Source organism: Bradyrhizobium sp. 2S1 (assembly GCF_011516625.5).
Classification (GTDB): Bacteria; Pseudomonadota; Alphaproteobacteria; order Rhizobiales; family Xanthobacteraceae; genus Bradyrhizobium; species Bradyrhizobium septentrionale.
In genome coordinates this window covers 2,685,853-2,708,194 of sequence record NZ_CP147717.1, presented here as the reverse complement: position 1 = coordinate 2,708,194, position 22,342 = coordinate 2,685,853, and the positions used below count along the sequence as shown (strand labels likewise).

At 60.0% G+C, this 22,342-nt stretch carries 24 protein-coding genes and 2 pseudogenes; 21 read left to right on the top strand and 5 right to left on the bottom strand.

Annotation, left to right across the window (positions count from 1 at the left end):
• Positions 1 to 73 precede the first annotated feature (73 nt).
• From HAP54_RS12815 to HAP54_RS12795, 5 genes are all read left to right on the top strand, one after another.
• A complete protein-coding gene (locus tag HAP54_RS12815) occupies positions 74 to 265 on the top strand; it encodes a hypothetical protein (RefSeq protein WP_166300413.1) in 192 nt (63 codons plus the stop codon).
• Positions 262 to 543: a winged helix domain-containing protein gene (locus tag HAP54_RS12810; protein ID WP_176422252.1), complete on the top strand. Its 282-nt coding sequence runs from the start codon at positions 262 to 264 to the stop codon at positions 541 to 543. The genes HAP54_RS12815 and HAP54_RS12810 overlap by 4 nt, the downstream gene beginning before the upstream one ends.
• Positions 540 to 2,108, top strand: a complete 1,569-nt coding sequence (locus tag HAP54_RS12805) for an AAA family ATPase (RefSeq protein ID WP_166300412.1) — start codon at positions 540 to 542, stop codon at positions 2,106 to 2,108. The genes HAP54_RS12810 and HAP54_RS12805 overlap by 4 nt, the downstream gene beginning before the upstream one ends.
• Positions 2,109 to 2,372: 264 nt before the next feature.
• Positions 2,373 to 3,716, top strand: a complete 1,344-nt coding sequence (locus tag HAP54_RS12800) for an IS1380-like element ISBdi2 family transposase (RefSeq protein WP_166204320.1) — start codon at positions 2,373 to 2,375, stop codon at positions 3,714 to 3,716.
• A gap of 308 nt (positions 3,717 to 4,024) precedes the next feature.
• Positions 4,025 to 5,227, top strand: coding sequence for a calcium-binding protein (locus tag HAP54_RS12795; RefSeq protein ID WP_166300410.1), 1,203 nt, complete (start codon positions 4,025 to 4,027; stop codon positions 5,225 to 5,227).
• A 737-nt stretch (positions 5,228 to 5,964) separates the two neighbouring features.
• On the opposite strand, the pseudogene ligD reads toward HAP54_RS12795, so the two are convergent.
• Positions 5,965 to 6,882, bottom strand: a pseudogene (gene ligD / locus HAP54_RS12790) (non-homologous end-joining DNA ligase); the annotation flags it as partial.
• A 477-nt stretch (positions 6,883 to 7,359) separates the two neighbouring features.
• Here ligD and HAP54_RS12785 point away from each other — a divergent pair.
• The gene (locus HAP54_RS12785; protein ID WP_166300407.1) at positions 7,360 to 7,587 is read left to right on the top strand and encodes a DUF3606 domain-containing protein; all 228 of its coding nucleotides are present in this window, start codon (positions 7,360 to 7,362) and stop codon (positions 7,585 to 7,587) included.
• A 21-nt stretch (positions 7,588 to 7,608) separates the two neighbouring features.
• Here HAP54_RS12785 and HAP54_RS12780 read toward each other — a convergent pair whose 3' ends face one another.
• Positions 7,609 to 7,794, bottom strand: a complete 186-nt coding sequence (locus HAP54_RS12780) for a hypothetical protein (RefSeq protein ID WP_166300405.1) — start codon at positions 7,792 to 7,794, stop codon at positions 7,609 to 7,611.
• Positions 7,795 to 8,775: 981 nt separating this feature from the next.
• Here HAP54_RS12780 and HAP54_RS12775 point away from each other — a divergent pair.
• A complete protein-coding gene (locus HAP54_RS12775; RefSeq protein WP_224741277.1) occupies positions 8,776 to 9,219 on the top strand; it encodes a cyclic nucleotide-binding domain-containing protein in 444 nt (147 codons plus the stop codon).
• Entirely contained in the window at positions 9,194 to 10,327 is a 1,134-nt protein-coding gene (locus HAP54_RS12770; RefSeq protein WP_166300404.1) for an FAD-dependent oxidoreductase, read from the top strand. The genes HAP54_RS12775 and HAP54_RS12770 overlap by 26 nt, the downstream gene beginning before the upstream one ends.
• 105 nt (positions 10,328 to 10,432) lie before the next feature.
• On the opposite strand, the gene HAP54_RS12765 is transcribed toward HAP54_RS12770, so the two are convergent.
• Positions 10,433 to 11,521 (bottom strand): GNAT family N-acetyltransferase, encoded by a 1,089-nt coding sequence (locus tag HAP54_RS12765; RefSeq protein ID WP_166300402.1) that lies wholly within the window; start codon positions 11,519 to 11,521, stop codon positions 10,433 to 10,435.
• Between the two features lie 368 nt (positions 11,522 to 11,889).
• Between HAP54_RS12765 and HAP54_RS52470 the strand changes: the two genes are divergently transcribed.
• Positions 11,890 to 12,033, top strand: a complete 144-nt coding sequence (locus tag HAP54_RS52470) for a hypothetical protein (RefSeq protein WP_248114505.1) — start codon at positions 11,890 to 11,892, stop codon at positions 12,031 to 12,033.
• A 543-nt stretch (positions 12,034 to 12,576) separates the two neighbouring features.
• On the opposite strand, the gene HAP54_RS12755 is transcribed toward HAP54_RS52470, so the two are convergent.
• Positions 12,577 to 12,780: a hypothetical protein gene (locus tag HAP54_RS12755; protein ID WP_210292686.1), complete on the bottom strand. Its 204-nt coding sequence runs from the start codon at positions 12,778 to 12,780 to the stop codon at positions 12,577 to 12,579.
• 1,155 nt (positions 12,781 to 13,935) lie between these two features.
• Here HAP54_RS12755 and HAP54_RS12750 point away from each other — a divergent pair.
• Together HAP54_RS12750 and HAP54_RS12745 are read left to right on the top strand one after the other, a co-directional pair.
• The gene (locus HAP54_RS12750) at positions 13,936 to 14,139 is read left to right on the top strand and encodes a hypothetical protein (RefSeq protein WP_166300399.1); all 204 of its coding nucleotides are present in this window, start codon (positions 13,936 to 13,938) and stop codon (positions 14,137 to 14,139) included.
• Positions 14,140 to 14,403: 264 nt separating this feature from the next.
• Positions 14,404 to 14,649, top strand: coding sequence for a DUF6894 family protein (locus tag HAP54_RS12745; protein WP_166300397.1), 246 nt, complete (start codon positions 14,404 to 14,406; stop codon positions 14,647 to 14,649).
• A gap of 1,322 nt (positions 14,650 to 15,971) precedes the next feature.
• Here HAP54_RS12745 and HAP54_RS12740 read toward each other — a convergent pair.
• Positions 15,972 to 16,568, bottom strand: a complete 597-nt coding sequence (locus HAP54_RS12740; RefSeq protein WP_166300395.1) for a hypothetical protein — start codon at positions 16,566 to 16,568, stop codon at positions 15,972 to 15,974.
• 83 nt (positions 16,569 to 16,651) lie between these two features.
• On the opposite strand from HAP54_RS12740, the gene tnpA reads away from it, so the two are divergent.
• From tnpA to HAP54_RS12690, 10 genes and pseudogenes are all read left to right on the top strand, one after another.
• Complete coding sequence (gene tnpA, locus HAP54_RS12735; RefSeq protein ID WP_166204038.1) at positions 16,652 to 17,047, top strand: IS66-like element accessory protein TnpA; 396 nt, start codon at positions 16,652 to 16,654, stop codon at positions 17,045 to 17,047.
• Positions 17,044 to 17,262, top strand: coding sequence for an IS66 family insertion sequence element accessory protein TnpB (gene tnpB, locus HAP54_RS12730; protein WP_166293648.1), 219 nt, complete (start codon positions 17,044 to 17,046; stop codon positions 17,260 to 17,262). The genes tnpA and tnpB (HAP54_RS12730) overlap by 4 nt, the downstream gene beginning before the upstream one ends.
• Positions 17,263 to 17,823: 561 nt before the next feature.
• Complete coding sequence (gene ltrA, locus HAP54_RS12725; RefSeq protein WP_166306448.1) at positions 17,824 to 19,050, top strand: group II intron reverse transcriptase/maturase; 1,227 nt, start codon at positions 17,824 to 17,826, stop codon at positions 19,048 to 19,050.
• Positions 19,051 to 19,083: 33 nt separating this feature from the next.
• A complete protein-coding gene (tnpB, locus tag HAP54_RS12720; protein ID WP_166293650.1) occupies positions 19,084 to 19,278 on the top strand; it encodes an IS66 family insertion sequence element accessory protein TnpB in 195 nt (64 codons plus the stop codon).
• A gap of 46 nt (positions 19,279 to 19,324) precedes the next feature.
• Positions 19,325 to 19,483 carry a hypothetical protein gene (locus tag HAP54_RS12715; protein ID WP_210297543.1) on the top strand — a complete coding sequence of 53 codons (159 nt, stop codon included), beginning with the start codon at positions 19,325 to 19,327 and terminating at the stop codon, positions 19,481 to 19,483.
• Entirely contained in the window at positions 19,464 to 19,817 is a 354-nt protein-coding gene (gene tnpB / locus HAP54_RS12710; protein WP_166205730.1) for an IS66 family insertion sequence element accessory protein TnpB, read from the top strand. The genes HAP54_RS12715 and tnpB (HAP54_RS12710) overlap by 20 nt, the downstream gene beginning before the upstream one ends.
• A gap of 125 nt (positions 19,818 to 19,942) precedes the next feature.
• A pseudogene (gene tnpC / locus HAP54_RS12705) lies at positions 19,943 to 20,912 on the top strand (IS66 family transposase); the annotation flags it as partial.
• 254 nt (positions 20,913 to 21,166) lie between these two features.
• Positions 21,167 to 21,370, top strand: coding sequence for a hypothetical protein (locus HAP54_RS12700; RefSeq protein WP_156928942.1), 204 nt, complete (start codon positions 21,167 to 21,169; stop codon positions 21,368 to 21,370).
• A 15-nt stretch (positions 21,371 to 21,385) separates the two neighbouring features.
• Positions 21,386 to 21,613, top strand: a complete 228-nt coding sequence (locus HAP54_RS12695) for a hypothetical protein (protein ID WP_166300394.1) — start codon at positions 21,386 to 21,388, stop codon at positions 21,611 to 21,613.
• Positions 21,568 to 22,260 (top strand): hypothetical protein, encoded by a 693-nt coding sequence (locus tag HAP54_RS12690; RefSeq protein WP_176422254.1) that lies wholly within the window; start codon positions 21,568 to 21,570, stop codon positions 22,258 to 22,260. The genes HAP54_RS12695 and HAP54_RS12690 overlap by 46 nt, the downstream gene beginning before the upstream one ends.
• The last annotated feature ends 82 nt before the right edge of the window (positions 22,261 to 22,342 follow it).

The window sequence follows — 22,342 nt, the reverse complement described above, 5'->3', positions numbered from 1 at the left end:
ACGAAACCCGGCTGGCACGATCCTCTCTAGCAGGATCAGGTCGTGCGCACCGGGCACTCTAGGAGTTCTAAAGTTGAAGACCCGTATCAAACGACGTTTCAAAACACAATCGGTTTTCGATCTGCCATTGTTCGCATGGCGCATCGCAGCCGCGCGGCCGAACACTCGGGCCGGCAGCTTCCTCGCGCGTCGGTACCACGTCCGTCCGGCGGTTGCCGACTTGATCGCAAACCTCGCCGGCATCGGACCGAGGGTGGAGCAATGAGCAGGCTGACCATCTCCAAGTCGGACGGGGCGCACCAGACCTTCACGGGACGACAAGCGTGGATGTTGCGTAGGTTGATCGACGCGGGGTCCAAGGGGATCACTCTGCTAGACAACCCCGCCCCGCGTGGATCCCACTACATCTACGTGCTGAGGAAGGCCGGCTTAAATATCTCGACCACGAGCGAACCGCATTCGGGGGCATTTCCCGGAATGCACGGTCGCTATCGGCTCGAAACGGTCGTGACCGTTGTGTCGAGGGAGAACGGCCAGCAATGACCTTTCAGTCTCGATCACCGCTCACACCCGCCGAAGTCGCCAGGCGCGCCGAAGTACTCACGGCAAGCCGGGGACCGAACCTGACCTCGGAAAAGGCCGATGCTCGCCAGTACGGCGAGCGCGCGGCCGGCATCATCCGCGAATGTAAACGTGACGTTGCGTTAGCGTCCAACGATGGAAAGCTTGCGGCCTTTGAAGCCGCAGCCACGGCGCTGAGCGCTGCCGCGACCGATCGATGGCTGCCGAAAGCCATCATCGCTGATCGTCTGCAAGAAATTGCGGTCGCTCACAGCTTTTTTGGCAAATCTCAGGAGGAGATCCAGCAGATCATCTCGAATGCCGTGGCCAAGATCGATGTTCCGCCGATCGACCTGTCGGCTAAGGCACCACCGAAGCGACGGTTGATCGCACATCGCGCGAGCGAATTAGAGCCAGAGAAGCTTGTCTGGGTTTGGCCGGGCCGCATCCCGGAAGGGAAGCTTGTGTTGCTTGGCGGTCCGCCCGGGCTAGGGAAGAGCCAGTGGACTGCTTTCATATCCGCTACTGTCTCGAACGGTGGCCGCTGGCCGTGCGGTGAGGGCTCGACGCTTCCGGGCGATGTCATCTTCATGTCTGCCGAGGATGGCGTGCAGGATACCATCATCCCGCGCCTCATAGCTGCGGGGGCCGACCGCGAGCGCGTTCACATCGTGTCGGCAGCGACCAAGCCGGATGGCACGGGCAGAAAGACATTCAGCTTGAAGACGGATGTCGATCTATTGGAGGAAATGGCCAAGAGGATCGGTACGGTCAAGCTCATCATCGTTGACCCAATCTCAGCGTACATGGGTGGCAGCGACTGCAATGGAAACTCAGAAACACGTGCACTTCTGGAGCCGCTGGCAGACATGACCAACCGTCTCCGAATCGCCGTTGTCGCCGTGACGCACCTCAACAAAGGCGGTGGCGCCGGCAATCAGAGTGCATTGAACCGGTTCGTCGGCTCGATCGCATTCGTGGCCGCGGCGCGCGCTGCATTCGCCGTGATCGAGGATCCCGAAGATGATGGGCGGCGGTTCCTGCTGGAAGCCAAGAATAACCTCGGCAAGAAGTGCAAGGGGCTCGCATTCCGGCTCGAGCAACGTCTGGTCAGGAACGACGTGATGTCATCCAACGTCATGTTCGAAGGCGACCACGTCAGCGAGTCGATCGACGAGGCTTTGACAGCATCCGAGAACCGCGGGTCCAAAAAGGGGCAGTCGGGTAGTGGCAAAGAAGATGTCATGCGGTTCCTCCAGGACGTCTTGTCCGCCGGTGCCGTGGACGTCCTGGAGGTTGAACGCCAGGCGCGAGCTGCCGCTTTGCTGGAGGACGACAGGCGACTGAACAAGAGCAAGGTATTTCGGGATGCCCGCGATGCTCTGGGCGTGACGTCCTCACGGGAGGGGTTTGGTCCCGGCTCGCGGTTCGTCTTGGCCCTGTCTGCGACGCCATTGGCGCCCATTGGCGCCATAGACGTCCCTTCCCAAAACGGGGCGCCAATGGACGATATGGGCGCCAATGGAGAGTTTGGAGGTCTGCAATGACGAGCCTCCGAACTCGTCTGAAGGACCATCAGGCCACTGGCTCTTCCGGTGCCAGCCCTACACCGGCGGCGTCGGCCACCGGTTCGAGGAACCCTGGATCGCAGAGGTGTTCATCAACGATGACGAAGGTTGGCCGTAGCTAGCCCGTCTTATTCGTCAGAGTGCGCCTGAGAGGCTGGCGAGCGTGGTGTAAAGCGCTGATGCGGCGTAGGATTCGGTTGCAAAGCCAACCCCATCACCTCAACCGCGAACGCCAGGCCCGCCATGACCGATGATACGATTCTGCCCTTCTCGTTTCCAGCCGTTCACGCCAAGAAAGTCACAGCTGCCTTCGATGGCGGTCGGCTGACCTCGAACGGGGGCGTGATGCTTCTGGCGATGGCCGAGCGGCGTCTCGGCTTGGCCGACAATTTGGCCCGGGTGTTCCCGGATCGGCGCGATCCGACGCGGGTCGTGCACAGCCTTGTCGATATGTTCCGCGCGCGCATGTTCGCGATCTGCTGCGGCTACGAGGACGCCGACGACCTCGATCATCTGCGGTCCGATCCCGCATTCAAGCTGGCCTGCGGACGGCTGCCGGACACGGGTCGCGATCTGTGTTCCCAACCGACGCTGTCGCGGCTGGAGAATGCTCCGCGCCTGCGCGACGTGATCCGACTGACCTACACTTTGGTCGACGCATGGATGGATAGCTACCCGCGCGAGCCGGCATCCGTCACGCTCGACATCGATGATACCTGCGATGTCGTCCACGGCCATCAGCAGCTCTCGCTGTTCAACGCTCATTATGACGAACGCTGCTTCCTGCCGATCCACGTCTACGACACGGAGAAGAGCCGGCCCGTGGCGGTCGTGTTGCGGCCCGGCAAGACGCCGGGCGGCGTCGAGGTGCGTGCCCATCTGCGCCGCCTGATACGGCATATCCGGACGCGGTGGCACAACACGCGAATTACGTTCCGTGGCGACGGGCACTATGCCCGGCCGGAGGCAATGGCGTGGTGCGAGACCAACGGCATCGACTACATCTTCGGTCTGTCCGGCACCAAGCCGCTCGCCAGAAAACTCGACGAGGCCGCCGACGACATCCGCACGCGACGCGCCATCGAGAACCTGCCGGTTCTGCGTGGCTATACCGAGACGCGCCACAAGGCCAAGTCCTGGGATCGCGAACGGCGTACCGTCGCCCGTATTGAGGCGACGATGCTCGGCCTCGACATCCGTTTCGTCGTCACCAGCCTCGATGTCGGCTCGGCCGAGTGGATCTACGACAGCCTGTATTGCGCGCGCGGCCAAGCCGAGAATCTGATCAAGCTGCATAAGACACAGCTCGCCTCCGATCGCACCAGCTGCCGTTCGGCGCTCGCCAATCAAGTCCGCCTCGTTCTCCACACCGCCGCTTATTGGCTGATGCTGACCGTGCGCGACGCGATTCCCAAAGCCCGGGAATTGGCCACAGCCGAGTTCGCGACGCTGCGTCTTCGTCTCTTGAAACTCGCTGCCCGTGTCGTCGAGACCACGAGCCGCATTCGCCTTGCGTTTGCCGCGGCATGTCCCGAAGCCGACCTGATCCGCGGCTTGCCAGGCGCGCTGCTGCCTCTCGGTCCTTGACCGGCGGGGCGTCCGCCCCCCGTTCGCCCAACCTACACCTCAAGCGCGTTGCAAAGTACGGGTCGGTCAGGCGGTGAAAAGCCGAAGGCAATCCCGCGCGCCTCGTCAGAGCAGATGTGCGGCCACATCAATCGGACTAAAAAAAGCACTCTCACGAATAGGACGGGCTAGTCCAACAACAAAAAACACGCGGGGCCGGCTCACTCATTCGACGGGCGTTTTCCATAAAGCATGTCGAAGTGCCTATTTACAACTTATCGTAGATAAGGAATGCAGGCAGTCCCGGTTCCTTTTAGAAAGTAACGAGAATGGCTACAATTACTGCCTACACATCGCTCGATATGAGCACCCTAAATTTCTATCGCGTAACGCAAAACGCTTATGCCTCTTTTTTCGACAATACTAGCGTCCCGAACTACGTTGAAGTGGACTGGCAGTACAATGGCGCTCAGTATGCTTCTGTGTTCGGCGGATCCGGCTTCGCTCTCGATATAAGTGGCAACATCACTGCAGGGACTGTCACCGGTTACCTTGAAGCGCAATGGAATGGATCAAGTTGGGTCCCCACGTGGCTTCTTACAAATATCTCCACATCTGCTCCAGCGCTTTATCAAGCTTTCCAAACACCCAGTTTGTCCGATGATATTGCGGCTATTCAAGTTAACCTGGCCGGAAATGACTCGATCTATGGTAGCTCTGGAAGCGACACAGTTTACGGCTTCGCGGGCAACCACGTCATCGTTGGTGGTGCGGGCGATGATGTTGGGTACGGTGGCGACGGCAATGACTATTTCTATGCAGGTGCTGGAAACGATATCCTGATAGGCGATGCGGGTCTGGACGTTCTTCTTGGAGAAGGCGGCAACGATTTGATCTACGGCGGGTCGGGTTTCAATTACCTGTTCGGCGGCGATGGCTCGGACACTCTCGTCGGCTCGGGAGGCATGGCTTCCTCCGACGTTAATGTGATGTATGGGGAAGCCGGGAACGACGTTCTGTATGGTGGTGCCGGCACCAACTATTTCTATGGCGGCACCGGCGTCGACACCATGGTCGGCGGCTCGGGCCTCAACATCTTCATCTCCTCCGGTGAGACAGATGGCAACGTCATCTACGGCGGTTCTGGCCAGAACTATGTCTACGGCTCCAACGGCGGCGATACGGTGACTGGCGGAAGCGGCGTCGACGTGTTCCTGATGGGCACCGGGGCCGACAACATCAGCGGCGGCGGCGGCGTTGACTATGCCTGGGGTGGCGGTGGTGCTGATACATTCAACATCAGCGACACCAGCCAGGAGGTCATGGTCGTCCAGGACTTCAATACGGGCGGAGTAAATGACTTCGTCAACTTCGCGGGTACATCGCTGCATTCGTTCGCCGATGTTCAGGCCGCAGAGACCTACGTTGCCGGGATCAACACCACGATCATTACCGACGCGGCCGGCAGTGCGGTTTGGCTGATCGGGGTCGCGCCGGCACAGCTCGATGCAAGCATGTTCAAGTTTGCCTAAAGGAAACCGGGTGACTCTCCGAATCCAAGACGGCTGACATGTTCGCGGGTTCCTTGGACGCCTGCATTCCACGACTTCACGGTCGCCGGAGATTGCACGGTGTTTCGTGGCTGAACAGCCGGTTTGCACAATCAACCTGGCAGGAGGGTCCGCGACGGGCAGCTTAGGGGCGATGATTCTGTCCGCCGCCACACGAAGGGCGCCGGCAAGTTTCGACCGGTTCAGTTAAGCGCAACGACATCCACTGGCTCCGAGGCATTCATTATGGGCTAGGAGGCCGCGTAGAGCCGACTTGGCACCTCGGGCGTCAAATACTCGCCTCCAGGCAAATCTCTTCTCCACGCGGCCTCGCAGACGCAGGGCGCTTTCCGCCAGCGACCACGAATGGTCCCGAGGCCAGTCTGACCTCCAACTGTGCGCGGCCGGCGTAAGGTCAACGCAGGGCATGCGGCAGATGAGTCAAAATCGACCCTAAGATTGGCAGGCGCGAGTCTGCTGCAGACCTGGCAGCGAATGGAGGAGAACAGGCTCGGATCAGCGTAACAGAATTCCAGAGAAGTATCGGTCCGGGCTTAGCCCGTTTGCGTCATACAGATTGTGCCGAAAGACCATGCTTCAAATAGGTTATGCCTGCGCCGTCGACTGCTTTTTTCAGGCGCGACGTGGGGCAAAGGTATTAGCGCGCCGCAGCAACTCCGAAACTTTGTGGACGAAATTCGGGAAAGCCGTAACGTCGTGTCCTCTCGCACCCCTCTGAAGAACGGATGCCGCACCTTACCCTCGGCCGATTTGGCGCGGTACTCGATCTCCGCCAGGACCGCTGGCTCGACCCAGATGGCCTTATGCGCAATGCGCTTGGTGTAGGGCTGTGTTTTCCGGATTAGCGGTGTCAGACGCTTGCGCAGGTCGGCGGCCGACGCCTTGTCAAAACCATGATCCACCTTGCCGGCATAGATCAGATCATCGCCCTTGCGGCGGCCAACATAGATGCCGTCCCATTTGTCGCCATCCAGCACAAAGCCCGCGATCGTCAGCGTCTCGCGCTGGGCGCAGGTCTTCTTAACCCAATCGCGGCTGCGCGTACCCGTCGGGTAAATGCTGTCGGCGACCTTCGAAACAACGCCCTCATAGCCCAGCTTGCAGGCATGAGCGAACATCTCGGCGCCGTCGACTTCGAAGCTCTCGCTGAACTGGATGGCAGTCCCGGCAACCAGCTTCTTAAGCACTGCCTTGCGTTCCTTCAGCGGCAGCTTCCGCAGGTCGCGACCGTTGAGATACAGTAGATCGAAGGCGACCATGACGATCTTTGTTGATTTGCCCCGCAGCTCGTTTTGCAGCACGGAGAAGTCTGTGGTGCCGTCCACCGACGGCACGACGACCTCGCCGTCGACGATCGCAGAGGCAGCCGAGATATGCCAAGCGTCGTCGGCGATCTTCTTGAAGCGTTTGGTCCAGTCGTTGCCCCGGCGGGTGTAGATCTTCACCTCCTCATTGGCGAGATGGACCTGAACGCGATAACCATCGAACTTGATCTCATGGTGCCAGCGCGTGCCGCTCGGCACCTTCTCGATTGGCGACGCCAGGGCCGGCGCAATGAAGCCGGGAAAAAGCGCCTTGGTCCCGATTTGCTCCGGCTTTTTGCGTTGGAAGGGCATGCCTCGACCAGTCGGAGTACAAGCTGCTTCTGGTCCCGGCCCACATGGCGATCAATGAAATCCTGCAGATGTGCGGGCACCTCGGTCAGCTGCAGGTTACAGCGTCGCTGGATCTCGCATGCGACGTCCTCCGATACGTCCTCAGACCTCCGCTCCGACGTGTTGAAGGCGGCCACCCTGATAGGGTTTGCATACTCGCCGGCCCTCAGGTCCTGAATGACCGTCTCGAGGTCCGCAGTCTCGAGATCCGCCTCCCGCCAGGCGCGACCTATCCGGCCGAAGTCGTCTGCGAGGTAAACCGTTTGGTCATCAGTCGGGACAATCGAAGGCGTCCAATTCGATTTACGCATAAACAACTCCACGCAGCAGAACCGGGATTCAAGCGACCGCAGCACGATTCGTTCCCGGCGCAGTAACTTGCGAGGAACCCGCGGGATCGTACTTGCGTTTGGCCTCCGTTGGAACTGGGAGACCTCAATGGCAAAGAAAGCAATGAAGACCGCCCGCGGGCGTAAGCAGGACCGAGCCCGCGTCGCCGGAGGACAAGATTACGAGGTGCGCTACGAAGCGAGTAAAACCGGGAAGTCGGCAGCGACGGTGAAGAAGGCCATAAAAAAGGTCGGCAATAACCGGAAGCGAGTTGAGGGTCGGCTCGGGTCAGCAATCAAGAAGTCGTTGGGAACGACACCCTCGACAAAACGGTAGGCTCCGCGCTCGACAAAGCGATCAGTTTTGCGGCCTTCGAAACGGGATCACATCCCCATCCGCCGCGCGGATCACCACCCTGGACATCTCCATCACGTCAAAGCCTAGGTCGGCCACGGCATCTGCAACGCCCTGACGATCCAGTTCGCGGACGATAGCCTCAGCTACCTTCATGAGCCGCGCCGTTTCGGCGGTGGTATCGGTCATAGGTTTGTGGTCCAGCTTTCTCAACGGCGGGTTCTGCTTCTTCGACTTGACCTAAGGAGGCATCGCGCCCGCATGAAGGCCCTGGAATCACAATTTCACCGCTCCGCTGGCCACCATGTCGCCGGCGGGTGCATGGCCGAGATTTTAGTCGTCCGCAGCGCCACGAGGTGGCTCCGCTTGAACGGATAGCGACGACGTTTCAAGCAGACTATGTCCCTCGGAGAACGCCTTGCCCACGAAGCTCAAGAACTACGGCAACTAGCAAAAGGGCTTCCCCCATGTGAAGAGCGGGAGGCATTGCTGAGGAAGGCGCGGCAGGACGAAACAGCCGCCCATTTGACCGAGTGGCTAACGTCTCCAGGACTGAAGCCGGCCAGCTAAAAGCAAACTGACATTGGCAGGCCGGGCGAACAGTTCTTCTTGGCCGCGTTGGTTGCGACTTAAACGAAACGGGCCCAACCCGGGGGCCGCCAACCCGACCGATACGGGTTTTCTTCCAGCAGGCGGGGGCTTGGCTGGCTCGAAGCTGCGGATAAGACGTTTTGGAGGCAGTCGCTCTTCGGGATATACGCAGCTTCCCGGGAGTTGAGTATGTCACTTACGTCCAGGTCGACACCTCAGGGGAGGAGATCGGGCGGCTGTTGCCCGACGCCGTAATCCTTACGGCATGCCTTCTCGTTTTCCATCTTGCTATCGTCAGCCCACAATCATTTGAACCGCCTGAGGATGCTTACGTGAAAGGCCCTTTCCGAAATGGCGTGCTCGTGGGACTAATCGTCGCGGGCCTCCTCTAAAAACTGGCTGCAATGGCCCTAGGGAGCCAGACGGGCAACACCCAGCGGCCTCCGCAGAGGCACATAGGTGCTACGTCGCCCCTGCAGCGTGGGGTCCAATGGCACTGTTTTCAGATGCACACTCCGCTCAGCAAAGTCGGGCATAGGCTCATGGCTTTAGCCCGAAGTTTTTGAAGCCGGGAGCCCCATGAACACCGGCCAAGGGTCCCATTGGCATTGTGGGCGCGTGGAACGAGGACAGGCTGACGAGCTTTTCGTTATCAAGAGCGGTTACGTGCGCATTCAAGTCGGCAAAAGAACGATGGCCGATCTTACAGCTGACAATATTTTTGGTGAAATAGCATTAATTGACAGCGAGCCACGGAGCGCGACCGCTATGGCGATCACCGACGTTGAGCTTGTTCCCATCTCGGAACAGCAGTTTCTTTTTCTTGTAAGCCAAACCCCGTATTTCGCCCTCAAGGTCATAAGGATCCTTGCACGCCATCGCAGCCCTGTCGGTCTACTAAACGCCTCGCAACGCCGGCCGCCGGTGACCGCTTGCGGCGCTTGCGCGGCGCACGAGGCTCGCGGGCGCCACAGGCGGTCGGGCGTTGGGGGGGTGCATGAGCGCAGAGCAAGCCCTCGTTAAGCGTGATGTCCTGATTGTTGGTGCCGGCCTGGCCGGCTCGGCTGCAGCCACCGTGCTGGCGCGGCGCGGCCTGTCGGTCACCGTGATCGATCCTTACGCCGAATTCCCGCCGCTGTTCCGCGCCGAAAAAATCGAGCCGGACCAGGCCGCGCTGCTGCAGTCGCTGGGCTTGCTCGATAAGGTCAAGCAAAAGACCCGCATCATCAGCGAGATCATCCATGCCCGTGCCGGCCGCACGCTGCGGCGGCGGCAGATTGAGCAGTTCGGCATTTCCTACTGCGACATCGTCAACCAGGTACGGGCGCAGTTCCCGGAGCAAGTCGAATTCCGGCTGGGACGGGTAAAAAAAATTACGTCCGGTGAGAGTCGCCCCCGGGTCGAACTGGCTGACGGCAGCGTCTGCGTTGGCCGGCTGTTGATCCTTGCCACCGGCATGAGCGGCCGGCTGCCGGAACAGTTAGGCATCGAAAAACGCATGGTCAAAGAAGAGCTGTCGATGGCCTTCGGCTTTATGCTGGAGCGCACCGACGGCCAGGCCTTCCCTTTCGATGCAGTCACCTACTACACGGGCACCCTGGCCGACAAAGTCGGTTACGTCACCCTATTCCGCATGGGTAATGCGATGCGTGCCAATATTTATGCTTACTGGCCCGCCAAGGACGCCACCACCAAGGAATTGCTGCGCGAGCCCGCTACCGCCCTGCCGCGCTTGCTCCCCGGCCTGGATCAGCTTATTGGAAGCTATGCTGCGCAAGGTAAGATTGAACCGTTCAAGATCGATCTGTATCGCATGCAGCAGTGCGCGCGCGCCGACATGGTATTGATCGGCGACGCTTATCAAAGTGTCTGCCCGTCTACCGGCATGGGCCTGAGCAAGGTGCTCACCGATGTGGACGTGCTATGCAATGAGTTCGTGCCGCGCTGGATGGCTGCCGGCAGCATTGCCACCTCTGATGTGGCGGCGTTTTATGCGCATGAGCGCAAAAGCGCGTTAGATGATCGCGCGCTGCATCTGGCGCTGGCGGGACGCGACAGCGTGCTTGCGACATCCCTGCACTGGCGTGTGCAGCGCCTGGTGCGCGCATGGCGCTTTGCGCACGGGGAATGATCTGCGGCGCGCCCTGTGTAGCAATGGTTCGGTGGCCAACAACCCCTTCAGCAGTCGATGCATCATCGCGAATTGCGGGGGCGTGGATTCATGTACATATCCATTCTAATCGCAGGCGTGGTGACACCACTCACCATCGAGCCGCGAGAGCAGCGATTGCCCCCGCGTGAATGCTTCGAGGATGGCGGGGTGCTGGGTTCGCACCAGCATCCAGCGCACCCACGGTTCAAACACGGCGCGCCGCGTGGCAAGCGGAGCAAGCAACGACGGATGCAGCACGCCGCACAGACTTGTGGCTCCCCGGGACCATGCGTCATGAGCGAGGCTGTCGAAAACAGGAGCAGCCCACTCGGGATCAGCAACTAACTGCAGGACCTCGCTCCGTCCTCCACCCTTGTTCGCGTAGTACATGTACCAACCGACGACAGCGCCCTTGGCATGCAGAGTGCTCAGCACGAGTTGCCCGTGCTCCTGCATCGACCTGGCGCGCTCGACCAGCCACTCGATTGAACCATCGGTCGCATCCGGACGCAGCAAATCCTCACCCGGGAAACCTGCAATCAGTGATGCAAGCCCGGCACCGGACATGGGTGTGACCTGCAGATCCGGCACACCGAACCTGTATGGACTTCGCGGGACGTGGCGAAGCATGGCATCCATGGCGTCGGCAGGCAGCAGACACACCGGGCGCAGAACCTTTGGCATCCGGTCTGTAACAAGTGAAGCAAGGCGACGCACCGGTCGCAGCGGCAATATCCAACGAACGCTCTGCGCCATGCTGACCGTCATCCCCAGGCGTTCATGCAACGGCCGGTTGCGCTCGCCGACTTCGTCCACGAACGCGAAGTCCCGCGGCAACTCCAGATAAGCCCGAAACAGTGCGCCGCCCACTCCGCGCCCGCGGTGCGCGGGATGAACGACGAAGTTGGAATGCAGCGTTCCGGTGTAGGTTTGCCCGAGAAGCGTGAATCGACGTCCCGCAACGCCGATGAAGCCGACGACACTTCCTTCGTGCTCGTATACCAGTGGATCGTAACCCGGCAGGCGCGCCTGATTGTTCAGGAAGACCGTCTCGAGCTGGCGATACCGCTGCCGCAGCTGCGGCGTCATTGGTCGCGACGGGAAGAACACCCTGTTGTGCAGCTCGGCCACCTGGTCGATGTCCGAACCGGTGAGTGATCTCACGCCGCTCATTGAATTCCTCGATGGACCGATGTCGACGTCATGAGATCCGCAAACTGTTTCCGGACTCCAATGGTCTTTGAATCCCCTGAAACCCGGGGTCGAATTCCGAAGCTGATTCTGGACGAAGCCGAAGAGAACCATTTCCTTCAGCTTTGCCGGCGGCCAGGCGCGTAGGAATTGCTACAGGCGAGGTGCCGGACCGACCGAAGGGTACCGGAGGGACGCACTGAGGCTCAACCCAACCATAGTGCAACCAAAGACGCCTCTTCCCATTGAGAAGATCACCTGCTGCAGACAGGTCCCCGCATTTGTCATTGACGATCTGCCTTTGCTGGAGCCGGACCACCTCAGCCCAAATCCGCAAGCAGCTTAATACCGTGATCACTCCGACGTCGAAGCTCACCAAGCCGGTCAAGAAGCCCAAGGCAACCTGGGTTGAGCCGAAGTTCTATGACGACGTCGAGTACCGAGACGTCACTTCGGAGGGTCTACTGCGGGCAAGCTCATTTAAGAGACTATAACGGGAACGGGCCGGAAAAATTGAGACCCGATGAACGCGATGAACCCATTGCCCTTACCGAGGAGAGCGTGATGCCTAAAGAAAATGACGCGGAGGGCGTCCAAGATCAGGGCGGAAAGCACGGCGGTCAGGCCGGTATGCCGAAGTCTACGCCACGCCCGCGCACAACCGAGAGGGATAGGGATGTGGTGCCAAAAGGGCAGAGCGGTCCTGAGGAGCGTCAAGATTAAAAGAACCATCACGCGTACCGACCGCTATTCGATCGCCTCGAACATCGTCCTGCTCAGCGTGATAGGCGTTCAAGTGCGCCGGCATTTGAGCTGTTCGCCGATCGTTCCGCGACGGCTGCCGGGGTGGCTCGCGCTTAAGGCCCAGTAGCCAATGTCGAATTTGAGCCGGCTAAGTTTTAACCCACCGGAGCGCCGCTTTTTTGCCGCGCCTCGTTCGCTGTGCCCAACTCTGTTCATAGACCTTAGTAGGTAACACAGCCGTCATCTGTTCGCGGTCCGTTTCAGATTTTGCTGCGGACCGGTATCCAATATGACTATACCGCCTTCATGGCGCCGGTCAGGTCGTCAGTCAGCATCTGCATCAGTTGTTGGGCCTGGTCCTTGGTTAGCTTCTCGGCGAATGGGCCATTTTTCTTTGGCTGCGCTGGCCCCTTGAGTTCCCGATCATAAACCATCCAGTCGTCACCGCTTCCTCTCCGAACGAGGAACCTGTTTTGTTGGAGCGCTGTGTAATGCAACGATACCTCCCAAAATGAGCGGTTACCGGTCTCAAAAATACACACCTGATGACCGTTTGTTCCCGAACCGGGACATTGAAATTCCCAGCAGCTAATCATCAGCACAATTCATGCCGCGCCCCCTTAATTCGGTTGGCGCTTGGTCGGCATGGCGCACCAATTTCTTTAAGCTGGAGAGCTGACGAATGGCTGCTAATATATTGCCGAAATGTGCGTGCTTGAGGACGTCTACCAGTCGGCGCTTCGCGGTAGGCCGCCTCAGGGACACGTACACTATTTATCAGAGAGGCACAGCGGCGGTGTCGTTTGTCGCCCTGATCGCCAGCGTGGCGTGGCTAATGCTCGGATGAGAGGACTTTCGGCTTCGCCAAACGGCGTGTACCGCTCTGAGGCCGGTTTTTTAATCGATCACGATTTTGTTTTGGCAGATCAAATTTCAACTGCGGCGTGGAGGTTGTGTCATGGGCAGTGACAGTCTCCTTGGAAGCATCTGCATCGTATTGTTGGGGCTGAGCCCACTCGTTGTCATCGGCATCGCAATGTATGGGCAGTAAATCGGCATTGGCCCACATTGCACCAAGGGCCGGTAGAAGGCCCCAGCAGCCAGCCTCCCTCAATGCACAGGCCCCTATGGTTGCTGGGGTAGCTTAACGATAGCAATCGCGGCATGGGGCGATGGCGGGTCCGGGCTGGAAAAGCTATGCCTCGAACCGCATATTTGGCGGGATGACCGCGAGGGACCATTTCAAGGCTTATTTAAAGTGCCCGCGTTGTGGGCTTACCGGCGTCGCCAACTTAGCCGAACTTGATGAGCCGAGCCAGACAACCATGGTGGAGCAGCTTCCACGTGGCTTTAAAGTCGTGAATCAGCCTAGCAATCTCGCTAGCATCGATCTGTTCTGCGAACGGTGCGACGTGTCAGCAATCACCACAGACAACAGACCAAATGACTAGCCATCCCGAACGTCCGAGAGATCGATCTCATCCAACTCGCGACACCGCGGCGGGGAGACGTAGCCATGAACGAAGTTCCTTTGGAACTGCAGCCAAGGGGCGTGCGTTAGCCTTTATCACCGCCCGGATCAGTGGCTTTTATCGGTGATGAGACCGCCCCGTTAGCGCTCCCGCCTTCCTCGAACAGGAAAGGAGCGCCCCATGGTCATCAAGCGGCGGCGTTTCAAACAAGACCAATCCCTTCAAGAACGTCTGTGTGACGAAGGACAGCGCCTGCGGGCGATGGCCAACGAACTGCCTGTTGGCGCGGCCAAGGAGGCGGCGCTCGAAAAGGCCCGGCAGATGGAAACCGCCTCACATGTAGACGAATGGCTTTCCTCCGCCGGCTCGCAGAGTTCGAAGTGAAGCGGACGAACCAGCGTCCCATCATCGGAGACGTTGTAAGTCCCGACATTAAGCCCCGGGAACTGTTCGCTCTCGACCTTGCCGACGATGAAACCGCGAGGATGGTGGCTCGAAAGATCGCCGCTGCAACCGGGCGGCGCGTGACACTTCGGGATGCTGACATGATAGCGATAGAGACGGTTCCAGCCCCCAAAAGGCATTAAGCCCCGCGTCAGGAACCTGTTCTGCCTGCCTGCTTTGACAAGTAACGCAGTGAGGCGAACCATGACGCGCTATTATTTTGATCTGCGCGACGGTGAGGAGTTGGCCCCCGATGAGGAGGGCCTGGAACTCAACAGCATGCAGGCCGCGCAAATGGAGGCTGCTAAGTCGGTGGCGGATATGGTACGTGACGCCGTGTATCAGTCTCTGCCTGGACACAACCACCGCCTGGCGATAGAGGTCCGAGACGACAAGGGCCCTGTGATGCAGCTCAAGTTCACCTTCGAGATAGAAAAGACGTTGCAGTAAGCTCGCAACCCAGAGTCGCCTCGGTTGGCGGCCTTGGCCTTGCCACAAGCGCCTAGGTAGGCTTACGCCGTTCGCTCTCAGCTCTATTCGCCGCCTTTAGCTGGCTTGCGATGTAGTCGGAGATATCGCCGATCTCAGCCTGCAGGTCCGCTTCGGGATACCTTGTTCCTTGGTAGCATCGATGAGGCGCCGGCTCAGCTCAGCCACATCCTGCGACGCGCCGTTAGCGATATTGCTCGACAGCGTGAACGCTATTCTCGATCCAGAAATCGATAAACTCGCGCGCCTTGCTCATCGTGCATCCTCTCGGCCAACCCCAAGACCAGCGTTAGCGCCGGTGAGCAAACGCAGCAAGGCCAGCAGAGCCGACGTTCGGCAGTCAGCCAGAGACGCCTTTGGCGAAATTGATCACTTCGCCCCAGTCTAGCCGGGTATCGACCCAACCAACCTTGCCGCACGCGGTGCACTTGAGGTGCGCCGAGATATCGGACCAGTCCCAATCCGGAAGATCGGCGAGTTTCAGCCGGCCGTTGTGGTGATCGCAAGCGACACCAAAACGGTCTTGAAGCCGGCGTTTCGATCGACAGGACCGGACCAGTAGCGGAGGAAGTGAGCGGGCTTGCGGCGCCAGGGGATCGCGCATTGATTCAGCAGCTGCGGAGCGCACGCAAATTATCAAGAGGTTGGGGGCAGGGAACGGCGCTAAGCTATGCGGATCGTGGGTGCAGACGGCTCCGGCGATCGGAACATGACGCTAGTTTGACGCGCCGGCGGGCATGACCGGCATCTGTTCGTTCCGCGTTGGCACCAAGATCGACCCGCGCGCCGTCTCGGTGCATGTGGGGTGCGGGAGGGAAACGCCATCGCCGTGTCGCGGCAGGCTCGCAAAGAGGCAGGCGAGCGGCCCGGTGCGGCGACGGCCTAACCGCGCTTGAACGGGCGGCGGCCCATTGGCACGAGACGCTGACGCCGCACGATATAGCGATCTCGCGCGCGCAGGACGCGGTCCAGAAACTCGACGCATTCATGGATTCGCTCAAAGGCACCGGGCGGCTGCAGGAATTCAACCGTGTCTATCGCGCGCAACGGGCGGGCCACTGAGGGCCGCCCGATCCAATTGAGCGAACGTGACCCCGGTCCCGGCTCGCTCTAACCAATGTGCGGCCCGGGTATAGAGCATGATCGGCCGCATCGTCCGCACCCCGAAACCTTTCCGGGGCGGGGGACGGACAAGGGCATGGTCTCCGGTCCCGTTTTTTAAGACAGCTCTTTTGGGCGGGATCGGGGATCATCTCCCCCAAACGTCGGACGGGGGTTTCGGATCACGATCTGGCCGTTGGCGGAAACATCGCATCTCGGGGCGTGCCGATATAGGTCTGATAGCGCCCCTTATATCCTATGGCGACCATCAAGAAGCGCGCTGCCACCTCTCTGATGACCGCAACGTGCTCCCATAACTCCAACGGTTCGTCTTCTGCCCCTTCATAATACTTCCCGCGATGCACGATGTGGTCTCGCGCGCTTTTAGCGGCGCGCAGCATATCGTCTGAAATCCCGTCCAACGGAACGTTCCAGTGCACGGCGAGCCTCTTCAATTTGTGTAAAAAAGAACGCCGATTGAGCTGCTCAAGGTTCGGGTTCAGCTCCTTTGTGACCTCGTCCGCAATCGGCGAACCGGCGACACAAGCGCGAATGACATTCTTCAATACTTTTTGCGTTTTCTTGAATTCGCGCTTTGGAACAATGAACGCGTCGGTCTCGTCAAGGTTGGCTTCGAGAAGGTTTTCCAGTGCAGTCATTGCTGTAACTAGGCGGACCTCGTTGTAACCTGCGTCCATAGAGAGCCACTCGATAGCGAAGTGCAGATCGCTGCCGGGCACTGGCGGCTCGAAAAAGGAATGCACGGCGGCTTCAAACATTATCTCAGTGTCGTGAAGATGTATGGTATCCGTCCGAGGGCGGCCGTCTTGCGAGTTTTTCCGATCTGTAGCTGACTGTCCTTATGGACGTACATAAGGACAGTGCGGTGCTGAGCCGCATGGATTTGGTGGAGACCGGTCGGCGGCGACGCTGGACGCGTGCGGAGAAGCTCAGAATCGTAGAGGAGAGCTTCTCGGGGCCACGACTGGTGTCGGCGACGGCTCGCCGGTATGGGATATCACGTCAGCTTCTGCTGAGCTGGCGCAAGGCTTGGACCTGTCATGATCCGGCCGAAGAGGATTCGATCGGCCCGACATTCGTCCCTGCGATAGTTGCGGCAAGTACGCCGCCAACGACGGAAGCTGTCGAGACAGGTCAGATCGAAATCGTGAGCCCTCAGGGGCTGCGCGTGGTCTTCGGCCCCGGTGCGGATATCGAGGCGGTCGTTCGAATTGCTCGGGGCCTGGCGCGCCGATGATCCCGATCCCGATGGGCGTGCGGGTGTGGCTGGCGACGGGCCATACCGACATGCGGTGCGGCTTTCCGAGCCTGGCTCTGCGCGTGCAGGAAGTGCTCAAGCGCGACGCCATGGGCGGCGGTCTTTTCTGCTTCCGGGGCAAACGCGGTGATCTATTGAAGGTCATTTGGCACGGTGTGCTGCAGAGCATGAAGGAGGTGAATAACCGAATTTAATGCGTACAGCTTTATGAGAGATGGAGGATGGCCCTCCTGCATCGGCGTTTCAGGCGCAGATGCAAAACCACGACACTGTGGCTTCGCTTAAAAGGCGCGGTCATGAGCAAGTGTTGCAAAAGTCCCGGGTGTACGGGGCAGGTAAGTATCCAGAAGGCGAGCGAAAGCGAATCTTCCGATGACGCGTCGAAAATTACTAAGGCGTCGCCAAAATCAGGGGCGCGTGCCATCCCTGAGATCAATCCGTGAGGCGCCTGGATTACTGCGCGGATGGCGACCGGCGTTTAGGGGACGCGATCTGGATACAGGCTCTTGTAGAGAACTGCAGGAACCAGTCGTTGTGATGCCAAGGGAGAAGTTCAAGCGGCGCACACCGCGAGACGAGAGTACCGAAGCACAACACTGGGGCGGATCGGCTCGTAGTAGTGATGAAGGTGCTGTAATGGGACTGGAGCGAAGGGGCCGAAACAAGTGGGTTGCTCCCATATGCAACTGTGATGAGCAGGAGGACATGTGAGTGTAACCGGACGTAAGCAGTACGATATCGACAAGCAGACAGTGATGAAGGCCTACCGATTGGTCAAAGCCAATGCGGGCTCGGCCGGCGTGGATAAGGTGTCGCTCGAAGCTTTTGAGAAGGACTTGAAGGGCAACCTTTACAAGGTCTGGAATCGAATGTCTTCTGGCAGCTACTTTCCACCTGCCGTTCGGGCTGTCTCCATTCCCAAGAAGAACGGCGGGCAACGCATTCTAGGTGTGCCGACAGTAGCAGATCGCGTGGCGCAAACGGTCGTCAAGCTGCAGATTGAACAAGCACTCGAGGAAATCTTCCTTCCCGATTCCTACGGCTACCGGCCCGGAAAATCCGCGCTGGACGCCGTCGGCGTCACCCGGCAACGGTGCTGGAGGATGGACTGGGTGCTGGAGTTCGACATCAAAGGCCTGTTCGACAATATCAGCCACAAGTTGCTTATGAAGGCCGTCAGGAAGCATGTGCAAGACGAATGGGCTCTGCTCTACATCGAACGCTGGCTAACAGCGCCGATGCAAGACAGAGACGGAGCGATCACCGCTCGCGACCGGGGCACACCCCAAGGCGGCGTGATCAGTCCCGTCCTTGCCAATTTGTTCTTGCATTATGCGTTCGATACATGGATGGCGCGGAACTTCCCGCAGTCGCCGTGGTGTCGATACGCGGACGACGGGCTCGTTCATTGCCGAACCAAGGCTGAAGCGGAAGCCATCAAGGCGGCGCTGCAAGCAAGGTTTAAGGAATGCGAACTCGAAATGCATCCCGACAAGACCAAGATCGTCTACTGCAAAGACAGCAATCGCCCGGGTAGCCATGCCAGTCAGTCATTTGACTTTCTGGGATTTACCTTTCGACCGCGCAGGGCAAGAAACCATCAGAAGAAAGAAAACTTCTGTACGTTCTCGCCAGCGGTCAGCAGGGCGGCGATGACGTCTATGCGTATGACGATCCGGCAGCTCCGCCTCAGGCTTCGCTCGCAGACGGAAGTCGACGCAATTGCCTTGGAACTGAACCCCGTCCTTCGTGGATGGAGGCAGTACTACGGCAGATATGGGCGGTCAGAAATGCACAACCTGTATCGATATGTCGACGAATCTCTTAACCGCTGGGCGCGACGCAAATACAAAGGGCTGAAGAATGGAAAAGTCAGAGCCTCCACCTGGCTCAGATTGATCCGCTGCCGCAGGCCGAAGCTGTTCGCTCATTGGGCGATGTTGAGTTCTGCCTCGTTACTTGTTGAGAGCCGTATGACGTGAGAGCGTCACGTACGGTTCGGAGAGCGGCTCCGGGTGCAACCCCCGGGGCCGACTCACCATGGCCAGGGCGCCTGCTTGTTCACCAAAAGACTCGAGAGAGGCAGGTTCATCTGGCCATCGGTTGCTGGTGAATCGGTAACGATCTCTCCGGCGCAGTTGAGCTATCTGTTGTCCGGGATCGATTGGCGCAACCCTCAAGAAACCCAGCGTCCGACGCGGGTCGGATAGTCGTTTTACGGTTTGAATCTGCTGCTCGATCTGATTCAATGGCTCCATGATATCGAAGCCGGATGATCTTCCATCGGACCTTGTCAGTGCCCTGACGGCATCGATGCCCAACGGCGTGACGCTTTCGCTGGAAGGCGGCGACGCGCAGTTGCTGTCGGCGGTGATTGAAGCGCTGGGGCGTTGCGATGTTCCGACTGGCGTCTGATCTTCGGGTCTACCTTCACCGCGAACCGATTGACTTCCGGGCGGGCATCAACAGCCTGGCGATCGTGGTCGAGCAGTCGATGGGGCTGGATCCGTTCCAGCGCGCGGTGTTCGCGTTCTGCAATCGTCGCCGCGACCGGATCAAGCTGCTGATTTATGATCGGTCAGGATTTTGGATGCTGCTGAAGCGGCTGGAGGCCGACAGATTCCACTGGCCCCGAAGTCAGGAGGCGGTGCTGACGCTGACGACGGAGGAGCTGCACTGGCTGCTTGACGGCATCAACATCGCGGCGGTGCGTCGTCATCCGGTGCGGCAATATCAGAGCGTGGGCTGAGCGTGTTCGATGCGGGCGGCGTCATCGGGCTTCGGCATGGCCGTTCTCAGATGACGCGGCCGAAGACATGACGAAGACATGGGAGCCCGGTTGACGCGGCGGCATGACTTCGATTCAAGACTCCGATGAGTCGCAAGCCCACGACGCACGAACTGGAAGCCTTGATCGCGGCGCACGCGGCCGAGATCGCGGCGCTGAAGGCCGAAAACGAGAAACTCGCACAACGCGTGCTGCATCTAGAGGAGCAGTTGCGCCTGGAGCGCCTGCACCGGTATGCGCCGAAGAGCGAAAAGCTCAAGGAGCGCATCTTCAACGAAGCCGAGCAGGCCGCCGCTGAAAGCCGGGACGACGACGATGTCGAGGCGGTCGCCGTGCCGGACACGGGATTGCCGGAGGCTCCAAAGCCGGCGCCGAAGGCACGCGGCCGCAAGCCGCTGCCTGACGATCTGCCGCGCCAACGCGTCGAACACGATCTGGGTGAGGATCAAAAGGACTGTCCGTGCTGCCATAATCGGATGCATCGGATGGGCGAGACCGTCACCGAGCAGTTGCACGTCGAGGTCAAGGCGTCGGTGCTGCAACATGTGCGGTTCAAATATGCCTGCCGTCACTGCGAGCGCACCGCGCTGAACACCCCGATTGTGACCGCGCCGATGCCGGCGCAGCCGCTGCCGGGTAGCGTCGCCACGCCATCGACGCTGGCGCTGGTGCTCGCCAACAAATACGTCGACGGCACGCCGCTGTACCGTGTGGCGGACGCGCTGGGGCGCGCCGACGTCAGCATCAGCCGCGGGACGCTGGGCAACTGGGTGATCCGGGCGAGCGAGTTGCATCTGCATCGGGTCTATGACGCGCTACAGCAAAAGCTCATGTCGCAGCCCCTGGTCCACGGCGACGAAACCTGGGTCCAGGTTCTTAAAGAGGACGGCCGTGATGCGCAGGCCAAATCCTTCATGTGGGCCTATTCGCAGCGGCCAGGACTGCGCGCAGCCGGTCGTGCTGTTCGATTACCAGCCCGGTCGCGGCCAGCAACATCCTCAGGCCTTCCTGGCCGGCTATCGCGGCTTGTTGATGAGCGACGCCGCCGAAGCCTTCAGCGAGCGCGGCCTTCCGTTCGACAAGCAGAAAATTCGACGCTTGTGCCGCGCAAACGCCGTCGACGATCCCAACGGCGCACAGTTTGCGCAAATGCTCCTGGGAACTTGGCACGTGGTCATGCCAGCGTTCGACGCGTGGTGTGAACGGATTGAACGAGGCCTTGAACGCTTTTAACGTTCCCTGCGCCCCCGGTCTTGGCCCATCGTCGCGCTGTCAACCAACTGGAGCGCGCACCGATGAATTTTCGGCGATTGACCGACGCGAGCGGCGAGACCGTCTACATAAATCTGGACTTCGTGTCGTCCGTTACGGCCGGCGGCGCCGGCGGCACCGTGCCGACGGATCGTCCGCCGGCGCGCTCGTGGATCAAACTGGCGGGCATCGGCAGCGGTGTCAGCACGGTCGTAGTGCGCGAGACGCCGGAAGACATCTTGCACGGCGTTCCTGTCAAGTAAGCAAAGGAAACTGAAATGCAGGCAGCAGCCACCGCCCAAGCCGAACGCGACCGGATTGCCGCGATCAACGCGTTGCCCGAAGCGAAGGGTCGCGAAGGTCTGGCGATGAACCTCGCGACTACTACCAGCATGACGGTCGCTCAGGCGAGGGCGGCGCTCGCCGCGGCGCGCCTCAGCGCCGCCGGCATTTCGGCGCAATGGGACGCGGTTCTGAAGTCCCGCGGGATGATCGGAGGAGTTTAATAATGGCGTTGTTCTCGAAGCGAAGCGAAGAAGAGAAACGCGCGGCATCTGCGCGCGGGAATCTGGAAGCGGCGCAGAAGAAGCTTGCAAGTCTGCTGGCGCGTGAGAGCATTGCCGCGACGTCGGACGATCGCTGGGCTCAGTGGACGGCAGAGCGCGACGCGGCGTTGGCCGAAGTCACGCGCTGCACCGCGCGGCTCGGGCACCTTGAGGCCGCGGCCGAAGCCGCAAAGCGCCAAGCTGAGATCACCGAAATCACGAAGCGGGTCGAAGCATGCCGCGCCATGAATGCCGCGATAGCAGTTCGGATGCGCGGCGACGGCGCCCGCCTACTCGCCGAACTGACGACGCTGGCGCGCGACACCACAGCGGCGACGCTCGATGCACAACGGCTCAACGCGATCTTGCCGCCCGGCGTCGATCCCATCGAGGTCCGCGACTTCGCGGCACGCGAATTGCCGCGATTGCCGCGAGAAGACATCGCGACGACAGAGCAGGTTCTTTGGGTGAATGCCGCAGGCAACCTCATTGGCAGCCAGGACGACGTCGTTGCCGATCAAGGCGGTGATACCGGCCATATTGCCGTCAACAGCTTGATGCGGATCGAATGCTTCAAGCGGCGATTTCGGTCGACGACGTTCCGGTAAGCCCGCACTGGCATTGTGATCGGCGCCGGCGCCGATAGGGCCGCGACGCGATCGCGGAGCGCTGCCGCGCTCGTGATGATCG